The 19093-nt window shown below is 40.1% G+C and carries 14 protein-coding genes and 1 tRNA gene; 4 read left to right on the top strand and 11 right to left on the bottom strand.

Features of this window, described 5'->3' with window-relative positions:
• The 3 genes from mgtE to AC0L7T_RS05045 all read right to left on the bottom strand — a co-directional run bounded on the left by mgtE (position 1) and on the right by AC0L7T_RS05045 (position 3021).
• A complete protein-coding gene (mgtE, locus tag AC0L7T_RS05055) occupies positions 1-1368 on the bottom strand; it encodes a magnesium transporter (protein ID WP_473341394.1) in 1368 nt (455 codons plus the stop codon).
• Positions 1356-2138: a 16S rRNA (adenine(1518)-N(6)/adenine(1519)-N(6))-dimethyltransferase RsmA gene (gene rsmA, locus AC0L7T_RS05050; RefSeq protein ID WP_473341393.1), complete on the bottom strand. Its 783-nt coding sequence runs from the start codon at positions 2136-2138 to the stop codon at positions 1356-1358. The genes mgtE and rsmA overlap by 13 nt, the downstream gene beginning before the upstream one ends.
• A 364-nt stretch (positions 2139-2502) precedes the next feature.
• A complete protein-coding gene (locus AC0L7T_RS05045) occupies positions 2503-3021 on the bottom strand; it encodes a septal ring lytic transglycosylase RlpA family protein (protein ID WP_473341392.1) in 519 nt (172 codons plus the stop codon).
• Positions 3022-3529: 508 nt separating this feature from the next.
• Here AC0L7T_RS05045 and AC0L7T_RS05040 point away from each other — a divergent pair.
• Both AC0L7T_RS05040 and AC0L7T_RS05035 read left to right on the top strand, forming a co-directional pair.
• Positions 3530-4762 (top strand): metallophosphoesterase family protein, encoded by a 1233-nt coding sequence (locus tag AC0L7T_RS05040; RefSeq protein ID WP_473341391.1) that lies wholly within the window; start codon positions 3530-3532, stop codon positions 4760-4762.
• Positions 4759-7797 carry an AAA family ATPase gene (locus tag AC0L7T_RS05035; protein ID WP_473341390.1) on the top strand — a complete coding sequence of 1013 codons (3039 nt, stop codon included), beginning with the start codon at positions 4759-4761 and terminating at the stop codon, positions 7795-7797. Before AC0L7T_RS05040 ends, AC0L7T_RS05035 begins: the two co-directional genes overlap by 4 nt.
• Before the next feature lie 67 nt (positions 7798-7864).
• Here the strand turns inward: AC0L7T_RS05035 and AC0L7T_RS05030 are convergent, their stop codons facing one another.
• The 5 genes from AC0L7T_RS05030 to AC0L7T_RS05010 all read right to left on the bottom strand — a co-directional run bounded on the left by AC0L7T_RS05030 (position 7865) and on the right by AC0L7T_RS05010 (position 14334).
• On the bottom strand, positions 7865-9067 hold the full coding sequence (locus AC0L7T_RS05030; RefSeq protein WP_473341389.1) for a glycoside hydrolase family 57 protein: 1203 nt from the start codon (positions 9065-9067) through the stop codon (positions 7865-7867).
• 3 nt (positions 9068-9070) lie between these two features.
• Positions 9071-10351, bottom strand: a complete 1281-nt coding sequence (locus tag AC0L7T_RS05025) for a glycosyltransferase family 4 protein (RefSeq protein ID WP_473341388.1) — start codon at positions 10349-10351, stop codon at positions 9071-9073.
• 11 nt (positions 10352-10362) lie between these two features.
• Positions 10363-12279, bottom strand: coding sequence for an amylo-alpha-1,6-glucosidase (locus tag AC0L7T_RS05020; RefSeq protein WP_473341387.1), 1917 nt, complete (start codon positions 12277-12279; stop codon positions 10363-10365).
• A gap of 555 nt (positions 12280-12834) precedes the next feature.
• Positions 12835-12911: transfer RNA gene (locus AC0L7T_RS05015), tRNA-His, on the bottom strand.
• A 79-nt stretch (positions 12912-12990) separates the two neighbouring features.
• A complete protein-coding gene (locus AC0L7T_RS05010) occupies positions 12991-14334 on the bottom strand; it encodes a dihydroorotase (protein ID WP_473341386.1) in 1344 nt (447 codons plus the stop codon).
• A 70-nt stretch (positions 14335-14404) separates the two neighbouring features.
• On the opposite strand from AC0L7T_RS05010, the gene AC0L7T_RS05005 reads away from it, so the two are divergent.
• On the top strand, positions 14405-15760 hold the full coding sequence (locus tag AC0L7T_RS05005; RefSeq protein ID WP_473341385.1) for a DEAD/DEAH box helicase: 1356 nt from the start codon (positions 14405-14407) through the stop codon (positions 15758-15760).
• Between the two features lie 78 nt (positions 15761-15838).
• Here the strand turns inward: AC0L7T_RS05005 and AC0L7T_RS05000 are convergent, their stop codons facing one another.
• Positions 15839-16702, bottom strand: coding sequence for an alpha/beta hydrolase (locus AC0L7T_RS05000; protein WP_473341384.1), 864 nt, complete (start codon positions 16700-16702; stop codon positions 15839-15841).
• A 184-nt stretch (positions 16703-16886) separates the two neighbouring features.
• On the opposite strand from AC0L7T_RS05000, the gene AC0L7T_RS04995 reads away from it, so the two are divergent.
• Complete coding sequence (locus tag AC0L7T_RS04995; RefSeq protein WP_473341383.1) at positions 16887-17843, top strand: sugar phosphate isomerase/epimerase family protein; 957 nt, start codon at positions 16887-16889, stop codon at positions 17841-17843.
• A 41-nt stretch (positions 17844-17884) separates the two neighbouring features.
• Here AC0L7T_RS04995 and AC0L7T_RS04990 read toward each other — a convergent pair whose 3' ends face one another.
• On the bottom strand, positions 17885-18340 hold the full coding sequence (locus tag AC0L7T_RS04990) for a DinB family protein (protein ID WP_473341382.1): 456 nt from the start codon (positions 18338-18340) through the stop codon (positions 17885-17887).
• Between the two features lie 164 nt (positions 18341-18504).
• Entirely contained in the window at positions 18505-19092 is a 588-nt protein-coding gene (locus AC0L7T_RS04985) for a hypothetical protein (protein ID WP_473341381.1), read from the bottom strand.
• Between the last annotated feature and the right edge of the window lies 1 nt (position 19093).

Below are 19093 nucleotides of genomic sequence, written 5' to 3'. Positions count from 1 at the left end.
TTAAAGATTCAATAACAAAGTGGCTACCATAAAATACACACCCAATCCCAACAAATCATTGGCGGTAGTGATAAAGGGCCCTGAAGCCATAGCAGGATTGATCCCCAATTTATCTAAAACAATAGGTGTCAATGTCCCCATAAAAGAAGCCAGCAAAACCACACTGAATAAGGCGATGCTTACAACCAAACCGAACTTGACCTCCTTGTCGTAAAGGAATACCACTGTGGCCATCACAAACATAGAAAGTACCAGCCCATTTAAAATGGCAACTAAAAGCACTTTGAGCAATCTCTTGGTCAAACTATCTGCAAATACAGACCTATTTGCCAAACTTTGTACGACCAATGTAGAAGACTGAATGCCTACATTTCCCCCTGTAGCAGTTATCAATGGAATAAAAAAAGCCAGCGCCGTTACGGCATTTAGCCCCTCTTCAAAGAAACCTATAAACCCAGCTCCCAAAAGCCCGCCTACCATACCAATCAAAAGCCAAGGCAATCTGGCCCTTGAAAGTCTATATACCGAGTCGGATTCTTCTACATCATCCGAGATACCTGTCATTGCCTGAATATCTTCCTCCGCCTGTTCTCTTATCAAGTCCAGAATATCATCCACGGTGATTCTTCCTACAAGCTTGTTTTTAACATTCACTACTGGTACCGCCTCCAAATCATACTTCCGCATGATTTCAGCTACTTCTTCGCCTTCCATATAGGTAGGCACAGAAATCAGGTTGTCTTCGTAGAGGTCTGCCACTTTGGTATCCGAAGAGGCTAGGATTAGCTTTTTCAAGGCTACGCGGCCTAGCAATTGTTCCTTATTGTCAACAACGTAAATGCTAAAAATCTTCTCTACACTTTCAGCCTGTCTTCTTATTTCATCGATAGTTTGCACCACCGTCCAGTTCAGGTTGGCTTTAATGATCTCTTTGGCCATCAATCCACCAGCACTGTCTTCATCGTAACGAAGAAGCTCAATAATATGAAGCGACTTTTCTTTGGCTGCAAGATGGCTGATAACGGCTTCCCGGTCATTTACCACCAATTGATTCAACACGTCTACCGCATCATCGGAATCCATATGATCTATTAGCGTAGCCAACTCTTCTGGCGGCATCGCTTTGATCACTTTGTATTGCGTGTCCTCATCCAGCTCAATCAATATGTCCGCAGAAAAATCCGGATCAAGGGCCCTTAAAACAAAAAGGGCTTCCATCATGTCCAGCTCATCCAATAAGGCAGCTACATCTGCTTTATTGGCATCCTGCATAGATTCCTGGATGGATGCTATATGCTCGCCAGTAATATTCTCTTTTAGTGCCTCCAAGTATTCCCTGGACAGCTCAAATGCTGTTATTCTTTCCAATCTTCTTCAAGTTTTTGGGTCAACAAAACAAATTCAGCTACCCCAAGCTGTTCGGCTCTCAAATCCAAAACGGGATCTGCTTTGAATTCCTCAGAGAGCCCCATAGGTTTAAGTGCATTTCTAAGTGTTTTTCTTCTTGTACTGAAGGCTTGCTTCACAAGTCTAAAGAACAACTTCTCGTCACAATCCAACTTCTCTACATTATTGCGCTTGATGCGGATCACACCACTGTTGACTTTTGGTGGTGGATCAAAAACTTCAGGTGGCACCGTAAATAAATACTCCACGTCATAATAAGCTTGAAGCAATACACTTAAAATACCATAGGTTTTATTGCCTTTCTTAGAAGTCATACGTTCCGCCACTTCCTTTTGCAGCATCCCAACTACCTCAGTTACAAGATGCCTTTTCTCCAACACCTTAAAGAAAATCTGGCTGGAAATATTATACGGGAAATTCCCCACGATCGCATGGGTACCGGTTAACTTTTCCCTGAAATCAAAATTCAAGAAATCACCTTCCATGAGAGTAAGCTTGTCTGATCCGTATTTATTATTGAGGTAGGTTATGGACTCTTTATCGATCTCAATAAGGTTTAAATCCCAGTTTTTTTCTATTAGGAAATCAGTGAGCACACCCATCCCCGGCCCAATCTCCAACACCACATGGTTGTCCATATGGCCAGTAAGCGACCCTGCTATCTTCTCGGCTATATTCAAGTCTTTCAGGAAATGCTGACCCAAATGTTTTTTAGCTCTCACTTTGCTCATAATACTGATCTATTTAGGGGGATTTTAAGTCATCAAAAGTAAGCAATATAATGTAACGAGCATAACATAAAACAATGGGCTTACTAAATTAAAAAGGGCTTATTTAATGTCTTTTCGCGTCTAAAAAAAATAAATTCTCCTTTATAAAACTACTGATTTAAACCTCGTTAACAAGACAATCCAGCTGACCGTTCTATCCCAAGGTAAAGAGATAGACCAAGCAAAACGCTGACAATAATAAAGCTAAAAACGAAACATTAACTGCTGAATTATTCGCTTTCATTTATTTGCCTTGAATGCCACTCGGTTGGTGAGCCTTTTTCTAATAGCTTTTAAAAAGAAAATTATTTGTAAGCTACTTAGGTCAGAAGGCCTTTTTCTCAAGCTTCATTATTTCCGAATCATCCTTTTGAAAGGCAATTACGGGCTGAAAACTTCTTAGACGAATATCTTTCGGGACTTTCTTATATTGCCCCCTCACCCATTCTACAGCCTGTTCGCTCAAAAGTGAAAGTTTGACTTGGACAATGCCATCGTTCACCATTTCCAATTGTTCTGCCACTCCTTTAGAAAGGTCTATTATACGCCTCGAGCTCTTGGGCAAACGATCATTGATCCGGACAATTGCCTCCAATCCATTTTGTTGGTTTGTCACTTTCAACAAAGTACCAAAAGGCAGATGTTTGTGTGCTGCAGTGTATTCCCACATGTCATACACTTCGCCGTTGGCTGTTTTGCGTTTATGAAATCGTGTTCCGTAGAAACTAGCCACTCCCTCTTGAATAATCAAAAGTGAATCTGGGGAGGAGAAAGGCGATTGCGCCATTAGAGTATTTTCAAAAACCAAGGCAAGCAATAGGCCTAAAGCCAAAATTCTTTTCATAATACGTTTACTCACAATAATTATTCCAATTGGTTCATAGTGACTGATTTTCAATAGCTTCAGTAGAAACATTCACCAAAACCATACAGTGATTCAAAATCCATATGGAAATAAAAACACATTAAAGGGCATCAAATCACTTGAAAACTGAGAATCCTGACTCTTGAGCACCCGACTTTATTCACAAATCCAGGAAAATAAATTTTATGTTCCTTGTACAAACACTTAAAATAAACGCAATCCCTTATTTCTGTATAGAATTTACCTCAAAAATAAGGGAATACCCTTGTCCTCGTCTGTCTTTAACGTAAATTTAACCATGCTTAACTCGGGTTATTTACCTACGGTCGCAATAAGTGCTGGAAGCCCTAGATTATCAGGGGAATTGATCCTGCCAAAGCTTTGGCGATAAGGCACCAGCAAACATTGACTGTTTTTGACCTGATACCAACACAAAATTAGATATTTTGGCCTTAATTATCAATTTTCATTATAGCTTTTCATAATAATGCAAATCAAAATATTACATACTGCCGACTGGCATTTGGGAAAAAGGCTTCAGGAAGCCTCAAGACTGGAAGAGCAAAAACTTGTGCTAGAGGAAATCACAGCCATTGCAGATGCAGAAGCCGTCGATTTGGTTTTGATTGCTGGGGATATTTTCGATGGGTTTAATCCCAGCCATGAAGCCATTGAATTACTTTATAAAACCCTTCGAAAGCTGTCCAAAAATGGGCAAAGGCCTATAGTAGCCATATCAGGAAACCATGACAGCACCCAGTTTATAGAAGCTCCAGATCCACTGGCAAGAGAAATGGGTATATTCTTTTACAGCAGGTACGATACCATAATTCCCACCGGAAAACTTGATAGTGGAATTGAAGTGGTCGCTTCCGACAGGGGTTTCCTTTCGCTGCAATTACCTGAGTGGGATTTCCCTGTACGCATCCTTTTGGCTCCCTATGCCAACGAAGTATCCTTACGCACCTACCTTGGCGAGGGCGACAGAGAAAATGAATTGAGAAATGTATTGGAAGAAAAATGGACAGCTCTCGCTGACCAATACTGTGACCCATTAGGTTTAAATTTATTCATTGGCCATTTTTTCTTTGTCAAAGAAGGATCAAAACCAGAAGAGGAACCTGAAAGTGAGCGCCCGATACTTCATGTGGGGGGCACTCAAGCCTTGTACACTTCCAATATCCCACACCAAATCCAATATGCAGCTTTGGGTCATTTGCACCGCTACCATGCCACAAGTAAAAGTCCTATCCCTGTAGTGTATTCCAGTTCTCCGCTGGCCTATTCTTTTAGCGAAGCTGGACAGGAAAAACAAGTTGTAATCATTAATGGTGAGCCGGGAAAACCAGTAAGTTATAGACCTATTCCATTGAAGCAAGGCAGAAAATTGGAGCGTAAAAAATTCAGCGAACTAAAAGCAGCCGTACAATGGCTGGAGGAAAACCCCAATTGCTTTGTGGAATTGACCTACGAAACAAATAATTCCATAGATGCGGCCACCAGGAAAAGCATTCTGCAAGCGCACGATGGGATCATCAACCTTATCCCTCAAATCAAAAACCTCGGTGAGGAGACAAATAACCAATTACAGGTAGAAGATTTAGAAAAAGACATGACCAGCTTGTTTAACATGTATTATAAAAGTGAAAAAGGTCAATTACCTAACGAGGAACTAATGTCCGTTTTTAAAGAGATCCTTAGTCAAGACAATAAATTATGATTCCGTTAAAGCTTACAATACGAGGATTATACTCCTACAAAGAAGAGCAAACCATAGATTTTGAGAAACTTACTGCGGCAGGGATGTTTGGTATTTTTGGAGCAGTTGGTAGTGGTAAATCTTCCATTTTAGAGGCCATTCTTCTGGCCTTGTACGGCAGTACCGAAAGGCTTTCCGACAGGGGAGAAAAAAACAGTATGGTCAACCTCCAGAGCAGCCATTTATTGATCAGCTTTGAATTCAGGGCTGGGAAAAACAATAGTCAGCATTATTTGGCGAGGTATTCGGTAAAAAGGAATGCCAAAAACTTTGATGAAATCAAACCTGCTGAACACACATTTTACATAAAGGAAAAAGGGGAAATTACGCCTATTCAGCAAAATGCCGAAGCGATCATCGGTATGAAAAAGGAACATTTCAAACAAACAGTAATTATCCCACAAGGTAAATTCAGAGAATTCATAGACCTGACGCCAGGCCCAAGAGCAGAAATGATGAAGGAGCTGTTTGGCTTGGAGAGGTTTGACCTGTCTGCCAAAACAGGGAGCTTATTGAAAACTGTAAAAAACGAACTGATTCGACTGGAAACCCAATTGGAAGGATTAGGTGATACTTCTGAGGAAGTTTTAAAAGAGAAGGCGCAAATAAGAAAAGACCTCTTAGATACTGTCAAAAATGCTGAAGAAAGTCTGGAAAAAGCTAGCTTAAAGCTACAGTCACTTGAGGCTTTAAAAAAGAAGCACACGCAGCTTCTGGATTTCAAGTCACAATGGGCACACCTTCAAAGCCGCGAAAATGAAATCGAAGACAAAAAGAAAGAGCTGAAAGCCTTCATTCAAGCGAATAGCCATCTACGTCCTATCTGGAATCAGATAAAAGATTGGCAACTGGAATTGGAAAAGGCGACAACAGGAACGGTCAATTGCAATAGGTTTAAAGAGGCATATACTGATGATATCCACAAACTAGAACTTCAGGAAGGAGAACTAAGAGAAAAAGCTGAAAAAAGACCATTACGAGAGGCCAAAATCCGAGATCTAAAAAAGGTGTTGGAGATTCAAGCCATTAAAAAGAAACTTATTGAAGCCCAAAATAAGGTATCCTCCCTTCAGCCTCGAATAGGTGAAGACCTGGAAAAGCAAAAAAACCTGGAAAAACAACTTTCTTCACTTGATCAGGAATTGGACAATAGCAGAAGTCAGGCAACAAGCACTCAACTGGCAAAACTCTCTGGTGACATTAAGGATTGGAATACTTATACAGAAAATAAAAGCAACCTAGAGCATGCTTTAAGCCAAATCAAAACGGAGATTGAGACGATAAAAGGCAGGGAGAATAAAATCTCAGCAACTGTTCCAGACAAATTTAATGACCTGGACAGCTGGGCTGATTGGGAAAATGACAAACTCAAATCAATCGCAACAGCCAAAGAACAGTTGATCGAAAACAAGGCCTTACAAGCCCATGTGAAAAACTTAAAAGAAGGTGAACCTTGCCCTCTATGCGGCTCGGTACACCATCCCATCCCACTTTCGACCGATCAGACTGAGGAGCAGGTAGCCGCATATAACCAGCAGCTTGATGATTCCCGGCAGACATTGGAAAAAATCCAACAACTTTCTCGTCAGCTGTATGACCAAAACCTTCAACGAACCAATCAAACAAAGCTATACACTGATAAGGAGCAAGAATTAAAAACCTTGAACCTTCAGTTTTCAAAATTGCAAAACAGCCTGAAGGATGAGGGCGTAAATACACTTGATGATTTAAAATTAAAACGCAAGAACCTTACTGATCAAATACAAAAAGAAGAATCCATTCGTAAAACGGCCAGAGAATACAGAGCACAGCTGGAGAAACTCCGGCTACAAATTGAAAGTGGGCAGCAGCAATTGAGAGTGGAAGAGCAGAAGACAATAGAACAGAGCAGCACCCTAAAAGCAAAGGAGGAAGAAGTAAGCGACAAAAGTTTCAGCAATGGATACATGCAATCTTCTACCGAAACCATCCAGCAAACGATAAATACTGTTCTAAAAGACATTGAAGACACTGCCAATTTGCTCGATGGGAAACAAAAAGTTTTGAAGGAAAAACGCAATGATGCGGCGACTAACCTGGCAAATCTGGAAAACTTCAAAAAGAACAAGGAAGAGGCTGGGCTTAAATTGGAAGGTTTAACAAAAAATTACAATGAATTAAAAATCAAGTTGGGTCAAACTGATCAAGAGCTGTTGGAAAAACTTTTTAACAGCAACCTAGACGAGGATAAATTTGACAGTGAGATTAGAGACTACGAAAAAGAATGCTCTATTGTTAAGTCTCATTTGGCAGCTTTAGAAGCCGAAGAGGGCATTAATAACTTTGACCAAAACCATTTTGATTCACTTAGGGAAGAGAATGAATTCAAAAAAACGGAACTGGAAAGCGTTAAAAAGAAGAAAATCAACCTGGACCGGGACATCTCAGACCTTCGGGAAAAACTAGAGACTAAGAAAGGTTTGAGCAAGCTGCTTGACACTATGGAGAACAGGGCTACAAATTTAAAAGAATTGGAGCAACTGTTTAAGGGCAGTGGCTTTGTGAAATATGTAAGCAGTATTTACCTCAAAGAATTGTGCAATACCGCGAATAAACGATTCACGCAACTGACCAAAAATAGTCTCCGGCTAGAAATAGATGCCAACAATACTTTTTGGGTGATTGATTATTTGAATGAGGGTAAAAAGAGGTTGCTAAAGACTTTGTCTGGAGGCCAAACTTTTCAAGCATCCTTATGTCTGGCTTTGGCTTTGGCAGAAAAAGTAAAATCGCTCAACCAAGCGGATCAAAGTTTTTTCTTTCTTGATGAGGGCTTTGGTGCATTGGACAAAAAATCGCTCCGCATAGTTTTCGAAACCTTAAAGGCGCTTCGGCATGAAAATAGAATCGTGGGTATTATAAGTCACGTTGAGGATTTGCAACAGGAAATCGAAGTTTTCGCCAATATTGTATTGGACCCTGAAAAAGGGAGTCAGGTGTCGTACAGTTTTGAATGAAAGCAAAAAGCATCCCTGTATTCCAGGGATGCTTACAATTATATTCAAGGGTATATTATATAATAAGTTACACCTTGGCTTTTTCTGCTATTTTCAGTCTCAGGATAAAATCACTAAGTACATTCATATAATTTATAAATGCTTCATAGGGACTTTCGTAAGGGCTAAAGTAAGCGTGAATGTCTCCATCGGAGAAAAACTTGGTACACATATAATAGAAATGATCACTTGTCTGCAAGTAACGCCAATCTTTATTAATGTCAGGATCATCTAAGCTTTTCACTTGTTTTTCCAACTCAAAAAGCCTGTCGAAAGCCTCATCCTGAAGGTCATTCCCAAGCCAAGCGGTAAGGTCACGCTCTTCATCTGCCCACGAAATAGGAGTTGGAACGTTTATTTGTCCTACAGGAGATCCATTCGCAATCACTTCCGATGGCGTAGAAAAATTGAAGTTTGTTTGATGGAGTATTGCATCAGGAAGATTTCTCATGAATTCGAAAATCCCCGTTTCTTTCCATTGGTGTTCACCGAAGGTTTCATAATCCATAAACAGATTGATGACTTCATCTTCTTGCGGCACCTTGTTCAGCCAGCCTATAAATTTATCGGTGGTAAGCGGATATTCGTTCCATGCTTTTTCCCCAAATCTAAAAGCGATGTCATCACTTAACCTGAAATTTTTAAGCAACACCTTCAGTTTTGGTTCTATGGCATTTACATAAACAAAATTGGGACTTTTCCAGCCAAGGACATGTTTGGCTCCTTCAGACAGGATGCCTTCAAAACCCATTTTGGCTACCATTTCTCCGATATCATCAGAATAAATCAACTCAGTGTTCCTGAAAACTTTAGGTTTGTAGCCATTAAAGTGATGTTGAATTTTTTCCTGGTGTAGGCTTACCATGTCTTGAAATTCAGTTTCACTTTTGAGTGCACAAAGGGAGTGCCCATAGGTTTCGTTGAGCAATTCAACATGGCCAGTAGCTACCAATTCCTGGAAGCTATGTAGTACTTCAGGCGCATATGCCTCCATCTGGTCGAGAACAGTACCAGACAGGGAAAAGCATACCTTAAACTTACCATCATGCTTCTTGATTAATTCCAACAAAAGTTGGTTCATCGGCAAGTAGCACTTTTTGGCTACCTTGTTCATGATGTTTCTGTTCGAGTAGTCATCCCAATAATCATGATCATCCCCAATCTCAAAAAAGCGATAAGGTTTTAATCTGAAGGGTTGGTGTACTTGAAAATAAAAACAAATGGTTCTCATATTCTATTGGTTAACGGTTTGCTTATAAATCCCAATTACCTTTTCGGCAACGTGCTCCCATTTGAGCCTTTTTAGTTCTTCTCTTCCCATTTCTTGAAACATTTTGGAAATTCCATTGTAATGTAAAAGCGCAAAAATAGCATCCGCCATCGCATCAATGTCCCAAAAATCTACCTTTACTGCATTTTGCAGCACCTCTGCTACTCCCGACTGCTTGGAAATGATCACTGGTGTATTATGTCTTACAGCTTCCAAGGGTGAAATCCCGAAGGGTTCCGATACAGAAGGCATAACATATACATCACTCAAAGCAAACATTTTGTCTACATCATCTCCCTTAAGAAATCCGGTAAAATGAAATTTTGTACCTATCCTTAACTCCGCCACTCTTTGAATCATCCGATTCAGTAGATCTCCTGATCCTGCCATCACAAACCTGACATTTTCATCCTTCTGAAGCACCTTTGCAGCGGCTTCTACGAAATATTCAGGCCCTTTCTGGAAGGTTATTCTGCCTAAAAATGTCACTATTTTTTCAGGCACTTTCTTAACTACATTTGACTTAATTATACTTGTATCCAATACTGCATTGTGAACAACAGTAACCTTGTCTTCCGGGATGCCATATTTGGAAACAATTGTATTTTTTGTGAGTTGACTTACAGCGATAATTTTATCAGCCGCTTCCATTCCCGCCTTCTCAATATCATATACTCTCTGGTTCACCGTCTGGCCTGATCGATCAAACTCTGTTGCGTGAACATGTGCTATCATTGGTTTACCACTTATCTTCTTGGCGGCTATACCTGCAGGAAATGAAAGCCAGTCATGGGCATGAATCAGGTCGAATTTTTTATCCTTCGCAATCTGTGCAGCTACCAAAGCATAACGTGACACTTCTAAAATCAGGTCCTTGCCATATTTTCCACTAAAATTAAATTTATTGGCAAGCACACCAGTTTCGAGTTCGTCCTGGTCTTTTAGTAGACGTTCGGTATGGTTACTGTATTCCTCAGGGCTTAAATAAGGCACGAGGAAAGAACTCACTTCTAGATAAGTAAGGCTTTTCCAAATGTCCCGAAAGCGGCGCTCCCTATAATCAATTTCAATATCACTAGCATTTACAAACTCCGCCAATGGATCTTCATCTCCCCATAACTTTGGGACAACAAAAATAACATCTTGTTTGTGGTGTTCCATTCCCTTCACTAAACCGTAACAGGCAGTACCTAAGCCACCGGAAATATGAGGAGGGAATTCCCAACCAAACATTAATACTTTCATATGTGGTCCCTTTACAAGTTGTTGACTAAATATTTCATCCTTAACAATTCACCTACACTCCAAGCCTGTGATATGGCTCCTTTTGGCCTGTGAGGGGGGTCTCCTTCATAAATTTCAGCTATGGTACCTATCCCATATTGGGTCATTACCTCATCAAAGCTACTGATCATGGTTTCCACGAGTTTCTTTCCTTGCTTGCCATGTAATTTCAAATAACCTTCAGCAAAATGTCCCAATAACCAAGGCCAGGCAGTCCCCTGATGGTAGGCATTGTCTCTTTCGTATTGATCACCTTTGTAGTAGCCCCTGTACCTTGGATCACTAGGTGCCAAAGTCCTTAGGCCACGATTGGTAAATAAATTGGTCTTTACTACTTCTAAAATCTTGTCCTTTTGCTCGTTGGTTAATGGGCTATAAGGCAAAGATGTTGCAAACACCATATTTGGCCGTATGGACCAATCTTTTTCTTCATTGTCTATTACATCCGCCAGGTAGCCTTTCTTCTCAGACCAAAATCCTTCCACAAAGGATTCTGCCACTTTATCCGCTAACTCTTTAACTTCCTCATCACCAGTCATTTCATGGTAAAAGCACAAAGCATTGTACCACAAGGCATTGATTTCTACAGGACTACCTATTCTTGGAGTAACCGGTCCATCCTTTGTTACGGCATCCATCCAGGTCAAACCTACCCCTTCAACTCCTCCACTAATAAGGCCATTTTCCTGTACATGAATTTTAAATACTGTTCCTTTTTTAAAACCATCGATGATGCCTTTACATTTTTCTATGTATTTGGCCAGAATGGTTTCTTTGTCCCCAGTGAAAATAATATATTGTTGCAATGTCCAGAAATACCATAATGGAGCATCTATTGAGTTCATATTTGTCAATACCCCACTCCCTACATTTGGAAACATCGCTCCCTGCAAATCTTTGGACATGGAGTCCATGACATCCAGGAATGTTTTGTTATTCCCCATGGTTAAGGTAATTCCGGGCAATGCGATAAAGGTATCTCTTCCCCACCAGCCAAACCAGGGGTATCCTGCTATTACGCGTGTTTCACCATCTCGTCTGCAAATAAACTGTCCTGCCGAATTTTTTAAGCAGTTTTCAAAATTATCTCTGGGAATCCTTCGTTTTATTTCTTCGTTAAACTTATTATGCAGTTCATCTGTTTCAGCTATTTTCAACCCAGCAGCAAAAATAACACTTTCCCCTTTTTCCATTTCAAACTCAAAATATCCCGGGACATATAAATCTTCCTGATAATCATATCCGCGTTCAATTTCTCTGATGTATTCTATATTATAGAACCAATCTGGCACGGGCACGAATTCATTGACCATTGAAATCTGAAGGGATAAGGGATCATAGGCATCATAGAGCTGAACCTGTACGCCATTCTTGATTTTTTTGGTTTTTTTATTTACATAAGTATTGGCTTTGGAAAGAGTATGATAACCCCTAAAAGCAAGAAATGGGTTAATCCTTAATTTAGTGGGGATAACTGCATCCACCAAAGTATACCTAATCATGACCCTGTCCTCAGTAGAGTCTAGAATAATCTCTTTTTCTAAAACAACTCCTCCCACTCTATAGGTAAGCTTGGGGATTGGCTCAGAATCAAAATCCTCAAGGTATTTGTGTCCCCTTGGAGAATAATTACCTGGATATTTATTGATACCCAAATTAAAGACAGCATCTTTTTGTACAATGGTTTCGTGAACATTGGAAAGAAGCACGTGTAGCTGTCCGTCTATTTGAGGTTGTGGGGCAACCAAGAGTCCGTGATATTTCCTGGTATTGCAGCCGATAATCGTTGTACTCGTATAGCAACCCAAGGGGTTGGATCGTATGATCTCCTTATCCAAGGAGTAATTAAGGTTGATGAGTTGAGTCTTATCGAAGTGTATATAGCTCATTTAAACAAAAGTTTGAGGTTTTCATAAAAATACTTTAATACTTCGTAAAGAAAAATATTTGACATAAAAACTAAAGTAAATAAGTGAAATGATAGAGGTACGCTTAATTTTTGGGCAAAAAAAAGAACTCAACTAGAGTTCTCTCGGAATTAAATATTTTCATTTTCGTATCAAGCGCTTTCCTTTTGAATTTTCTCAAAATTCCTGATTGATTCCTCAAACTTTATCATATACATCTGAACCTGATTTATATTAACATATCTGATTTTGGGGATTTTTTTCGAAGGCTGAAGTAACTTAAACATGATCTACTAAAATTAAATGAATTCTATTACGGACGCTTATCAAATAACATGCCATATATTGAGGATAGCATCACCAACGGGAGCGGTCAGTAAAAACTCTTCTTAAACACCCCCTAACTTACTGATTTTCAACCCATCAACAAGCAAAAGAGTGCGGGACACCCCATTGATATGAATTAAAGATTGAAGACAATTGAATAACAATTAGCAACTATAAAAAAAACAACCCTCCCTATAAATAGGGAGGGTTTGGGGTGAAAGACCGGTTTCGAACCGGCGACCTCTGGATCCACAAACCAGCGCTCTAACCAGCTGAGCTACAATCACCATTTTTAATCCTTTTCTGATTCTTTTATCAGATGGGAATGCAAAGGTAATATGCTTTTTTCAGTCACGCAATACTTACCTACACATTTCTTGAAAATTTAAGCCTTTCTCCCATTTTTTCTTCATTAAAGGCGCCATTCTCATAAGCTAAATGTCCGGACACAATGGTATGGGTGACTTTGGATCGGAATTTTTGCCTCTCAAAAGGAGACCAGCCACATTTAGAATGTACATTTTCCCTATTGACTTCCCATTCATCATCCAAATCTACCAAAACTAAATCCGCAAAATATCCTGCTCTCAAATAACCACGCTTCTCAATTTCAAACAAAATGGCTACGTTATGACTCGTTTTTTCTACAATTTTTTCTAAACTTATCTTACCATCATGATACATCTCCAATAAAACCACCAAGCCGTGCTGCAAAAGAGGTCCTCCCGAAGGTGCTTTGAGATAAGATTGCTCTTTCTCCGCAATCGTATGTGGAGCATGATCCGTGGCAATGACATCTATATTACCGTCCAGGACTCCTTTCAAAATGGTCTCTCTGTCCTCCGCTGTCTTGATCGCAGGATTCCATTTGATGAAATTTCCTTTTGTAGCATAGTCTTCTTCAGAAAACCACAAATGGTGGATACAAGCTTCTGCCGTGATTCTTTTTTCAGCCAGCGGAAGGGTATTGTCAAACAAACCAACCTCTTTCCCGGTACTAATATGCAATACGTGTAGTTTGGTACCATACATACGCGCCATGTCCACAACTATTTTCGAAGCGTCATAGCAGGCCTCTTCAGTACGGATTTTGGGATGAAGTTCGACAGGAACATTTTCCCCATACTCCTTCTTAAACCTCTCCAAGTTTGCCTTGATGATATTGTCATTCTCACTGTGAGTAGCGATTAAAATAGGGCATTCTCTGAATATAGCTTCCAGACTCTTGGGATTATCTACCAACATATTGCCTGTAGAGGAGCCTTGAAAAACCTTCACCCCGCAAATATTTTTGGCATCTACACTTTTTATGGTTTCAATATTGTCATTGGTAGCACCTAAATAAAAGGAATAATTCGCTAGTGACTTCCCGGCTGCAATTGCATACTTTTCTTCCAGTAGCTCATGGGTTGTACTTTGAGGGATCGTGTTTGGCATTTCCATAAAACTGGTAACGCCACCCGATACAGCCGTTTTACTTTCAGTATAAATCTCGGCTTTATGGGTCAGTCCAGGCTCTCTAAAGTGAACCTGATCATCAATTAGGCCTGGAAATAAGTACTTCCCACTGGCATCTATGTCTATATCCGCTTCGTAACCAGACAAGTCACCACCTACTGAAAAAATCAACCCCTCCTTTATATACACGTCACCTCGTATAATCTTACCTTCATTTACTATATTTGCATTACGGATTAGTATTCTTTTCATAGCATTTATTTTTAATGGGTAGGTGCATGGGTCGAAACACCTCTCAATATTTTCCTAAATTTATAAAATCATGTCCGATCAGCTACCATCTTTTGATAATTTTAAGCTCAATAACCAACTTTTAAATGCTGTGAAGGAAATGGGTTATGAAAAACCGTCTCCTATCCAGGAAAAAGCAATACCATTGGCACTGGCTGGTCATGATATTTTGGGAATTGCGCAAACAGGGACCGGCAAAACTGCAGCCTATGTCTTGCCTCTACTTTTTAAAGTAAAGTATGCACAAGGACACCACCCCAGAGCATTAATCATGGCCCCCACCAGGGAGTTGGTCATACAGATTGAAGAAGCCATTAGGGAGTTTGGTAAATACACTGACCTTAGGTACGTATGCCTTTATGGAGGCCTTGGCCCTAAGCCACAGATAGAAAAGCTTCAAGAAGGTGTCGATATCATAATTGCCACTCCGGGCAGGTTCTATGACCTTTATCAAAAAGGCGAAATTTATACCAGAGACATCAAGACGATGGTTTTGGACGAAGCCGACAAAATGCTGGACATGGGCTTTCTCCCCCAAATCAAAGCCATATTGGAAGTCATCCCCGTTAAAAGACAAAATCTACTTTTCTCGGCTACTTTTAGCCAACGGGTAGAAAACCTCTCCTTTGATTTTCTGGAATTCCCTGAAAGAGTAGAGGTCGCTCTTCAAGCAACAACTGCGGAAACAATCGAACAGATAAAATATTTTGTTCCCAATATTAAAACGAAATTAAGTCTGCTGGAAAAACTTGTAATGGAGGAGGATTTTGAAAGAGGCATCATCTTTACCAAATCTCGTATCAATGCAGACACTGTCTATAAATACCTCCAAAATCATCATTCAGGAAGTATACGGGTGATTCACGCCAATAAAGGTCAGAATACGAGGATCAACAGCATGGATGACTTCAAAAAAGGAGAGGTGAAAATACTTGTAGCTACCGACGTAGCAGCAAGGGGGCTAGATGTAAGTATGGTAAGCCATGTGATCAATTTTGACGTACCCTTGATTTATGAAGATTATGTCCACCGTATAGGCCGAACAGGAAGGGCTGAAAATGAGGGCAAAGCAGCTACCTTTATAAATCCTGCTGAAGCTTTCCACTTCGAAAAGATAGAGACCATCATAAGAATGATTGTAACTGAGCAGCCAATACCTAGAGACATTACCTTACACGAAACTCCTTTTGAAGAAAAGCAGGCATACGAAAGAGAAATAGACAAACAAAAACGAGGGAACGATCCTGATTTTAAGGGCGCTTTTCATGAAAAGAAAGGCCCGCCAAATGCTTATAAGGAAAAAGAGGAAAAGCGAGGAGATAAAAACAGCAAAGCCAAAAGGAACAGGAACCAAATGAAGAAAAAAAGCAAGCATAAAAACAAATAGGTAATTTAATCACCTATTTGTTTTTATGCTTGGATCCAATTTTTAAAGTCTATACTGAATAAATTCGCGCCTACCTTTTTATTGGTGGAAAGTTTTTGAAATAAATGCAAGAACTACCGGAAGGGAATCTCTCCAGTAAGTCCAGTTATGGGCCCCATCACGAATCCTAAATTCATGAGGCACTTCCATTTTCCGCATCGCAATATGTACCAGACTATTTCCTTCATAAAGGAAATCATCATCCCCACAATCAAAAAACCATTTTACTGATTTAATGGCTTCAGGATCATTCAATTCAAGTTGTCTTAAGGCCTGGTGCTTGTCAAAATAGGTCTGGAGTGCAGCTTTATCTTTCACCTCCACCTTGTTTTTAACCATTCTTTCCTCGAAATCCTCGAAACTGCTATTTCTCAAAGAAGCACTTAATGGACAAGCTGAAGAAAACAAATCCGGTCGATGCATGGCGTAGAAATAGGTGCCACCACCACCCATGGACAGACCAGATATGGCCCTGTACTTTTTCACACTTTTGATGCGGTATTGAGACTCTACATACGGCATTAATTCTTCGAAGAAAAAGTCTTCATAGCGCCAATCATTCGTGATATCATTAAAATAACCTCTTTGACCAGTATTGGCATCTGGCATGACGATGATCATTGGGGTGGCAGTACCATCTTTGAACGCCTGGTCAGCAATTCGCTGTACTTCCCCAAATTGAACCCATCCAGTTTGGTCATCTCCTGCCCCATGCAGCAAGTAAAGCACAGGATAAGAGCGCTGTGAATACTCATAACCTGGCGGCAGGTAAACGGCAAACTTCCTTTCCATGTCAAGAATCTTACTATCCATGGTCAAAGCATCAAATACCCTACTCTCCTGAGCGATCAGGCCCGAAAGTGTCATGAAAAACAAAGGCAAAAGAATACGTATAATTTTCATTGTTGTTAAGGTTTATGTTTGGGTAGGGAAAGTAAAGAATTATTCCTGCTTATCTATTTATTTTCGGGCAAATTATCACATGGACTCGTGAAAACGAACCTTAATTTATAATTTATCCAATTATCCAATGGCTAAATTTTACTACTTTGTCATAAGAAACAAAACTTACTTATTCCTTTTTGCTATGAATCGAAGAAAGTTTTTAACCACAACCTCACTTGCTGTATTGACCTCAGGCTCTTTTGGTTATACTAATTCACACCCTAAAACAAAGCAAGTAAGAAAATTTAAAATAGCTCTCAATCCAGGAATCATCGGCGTCAAAGCAAATCTTGAGCAAACACTGGATTATGCCATTGCCTATGGATATGAAAGCATCAGCCCATTCGTCAATGAAGTGATGGACCATTACTCCCAGTACCAATTATCAGCATTGACGGAGAAAATGAAGCGACATAATATTGGTTATGGTTCAACCAATATCCCTGTGGAATTCAGAAAGGACAAACGTAGGTTTCATGAGGACTTTAAAGCGTTAGGGAAATTTTGTGAGGCCATGGAAAAACAAGGGGCTACCCGCATCAATACCTGGATCATTTCTTCCGATGAACACCTTTCGTACAGTGAGAACATGAAGCAACATGCTTATCGCCTTGGTGAATGCGCACGTGTGATGAAGGATCATGGCATTCGTCTGGGCCTGGAATACCTTGGAACAAGACCCTTGGTTACGCTTTACCGATACCCATTTATATCCTCAATGAAAGAAGGAAAAGAACTCATAGCGGCAACCGGCCAAAGCAATGTTGGTTTTGTACTGGACTCTTTTCATTGGTACACTGCCAATGACAGTAAGGAAGACATCCTCCAGCTAAAGCCCGAGGACATTGTGGTAGTGGATATCAATGATGCCAGAATTGGATTCAGCAGGGAAACCCAGGTAGACGGCAAACGTGAGCTGCCACTAGCAACCGGGGTAATCAACCTTAAATCATTTTTGGAAGGCTTGGTAACCATCGGTTATGATGGTCCTGTCAGAACTGAACCCTTCAATCAGGCACTAGATGAAATGGAAAATGATGCCGCATTGATAAAAAACAAAGCCGCAATCAATAAGGCACTCGAATTGGTAGGTATGTAACCTCCATGCGTTTTGAAATTAACCAGAAAAGGCAATCGCGTTTAAACGAATTTTCGAATACTCATCATATAGCCCAAATGCAGGCCTTCGTGGAAATTATTGAAAACAATAGCATCTTCAACAGAGCTCAGATGAAAACCTGTTTTGGTGGTTTTTTCATGGAAAGAAGTAAATGTTCCACTATTATAATCTGATTCAGTTTGCGCTATTAAACCGATTAAAAGCGATTTCAATTCTTCTTGTTCAGCAGCTGTCACTGGCTCATTGGGCTTGGTTCCAATTCCGTATTTCCTGAACAACTCATCAGACACATGTCCTTGCAAACCTGCACCTTTATAAACAAGCCCCTGCTGGGCCACGATAACATGCCCAATATTCCAAATAAGGTTGTTGTTAAATCCCTGAGGTATTCTGTTTAACTGATCTAAGGTGTAGCCTTCAAGAAATTGGAGGTAGATACCTCTACTGGTCTTCCAGGTTTTAAATGTAGCTTTCATTCGAAATTTAAAATGGTTAGAAAAGCCATATCCTTTCCGGATAAACCAGACGGCCCTACTATTTCAATTGATATTTATAAGTCATGGGTTTAAATCCTCAGAACCCAGAGGATAAAAACAGAATAGCACTTCAATATCTATATTGATGTTGGCTTGATATTGGCCTATTCCTTGGGAGGACTGATCATAATATGGGCGCGGTGAGTGCCAGGGTTCATAATCCACGGCATTCCTGGAACATCAGGTTTTAAAGCCAAGCCTGTGCTTTCTTGAGTAGCCCAAGGGATATAGACCACATAACGAAGATATGTTTTGTCTACCTTTCCATTGGAAGCATCAAAGTCAGCTTTATCCGCAGTCAAGACATAAAGAGATGCCGGAGCATCAGGCATTTTCAATTCTCCGCTTTTGGCTTCCTCTTCACGTGTATCAAATATCTGCTTAAAATTCTTACCTTCTTTTTTAAGGGTTCTGCCTCGCTCCATAAAAGGCTCAAGGTCTTTGTGATAGCAAGAAACACTGAATCCATCTGCATTGGGATCATCCGTTATACAGATCATTTCATTATTTCCTTCCCTCAAAACTGCCCATTCCCCACTGGCATCATAACCATAAACTTTGGCCCCTTTCTTAAAATCCTCTGGAGCAGCCATGACTGCCATCTTTATTTGAATCGATTTATCAGGAACTTGCTGCGCATTTACCTTACCTATTAGGCAAACTACAAAAAGACTTAGGAATATTTTTTTCATG

Source organism: Cyclobacterium sp. 10D3-21 (assembly GCF_055809755.1).
Note: the sequence above shows the minus strand (reverse complement) of the source record. Positions and strands in the feature narration are given on the sequence as shown.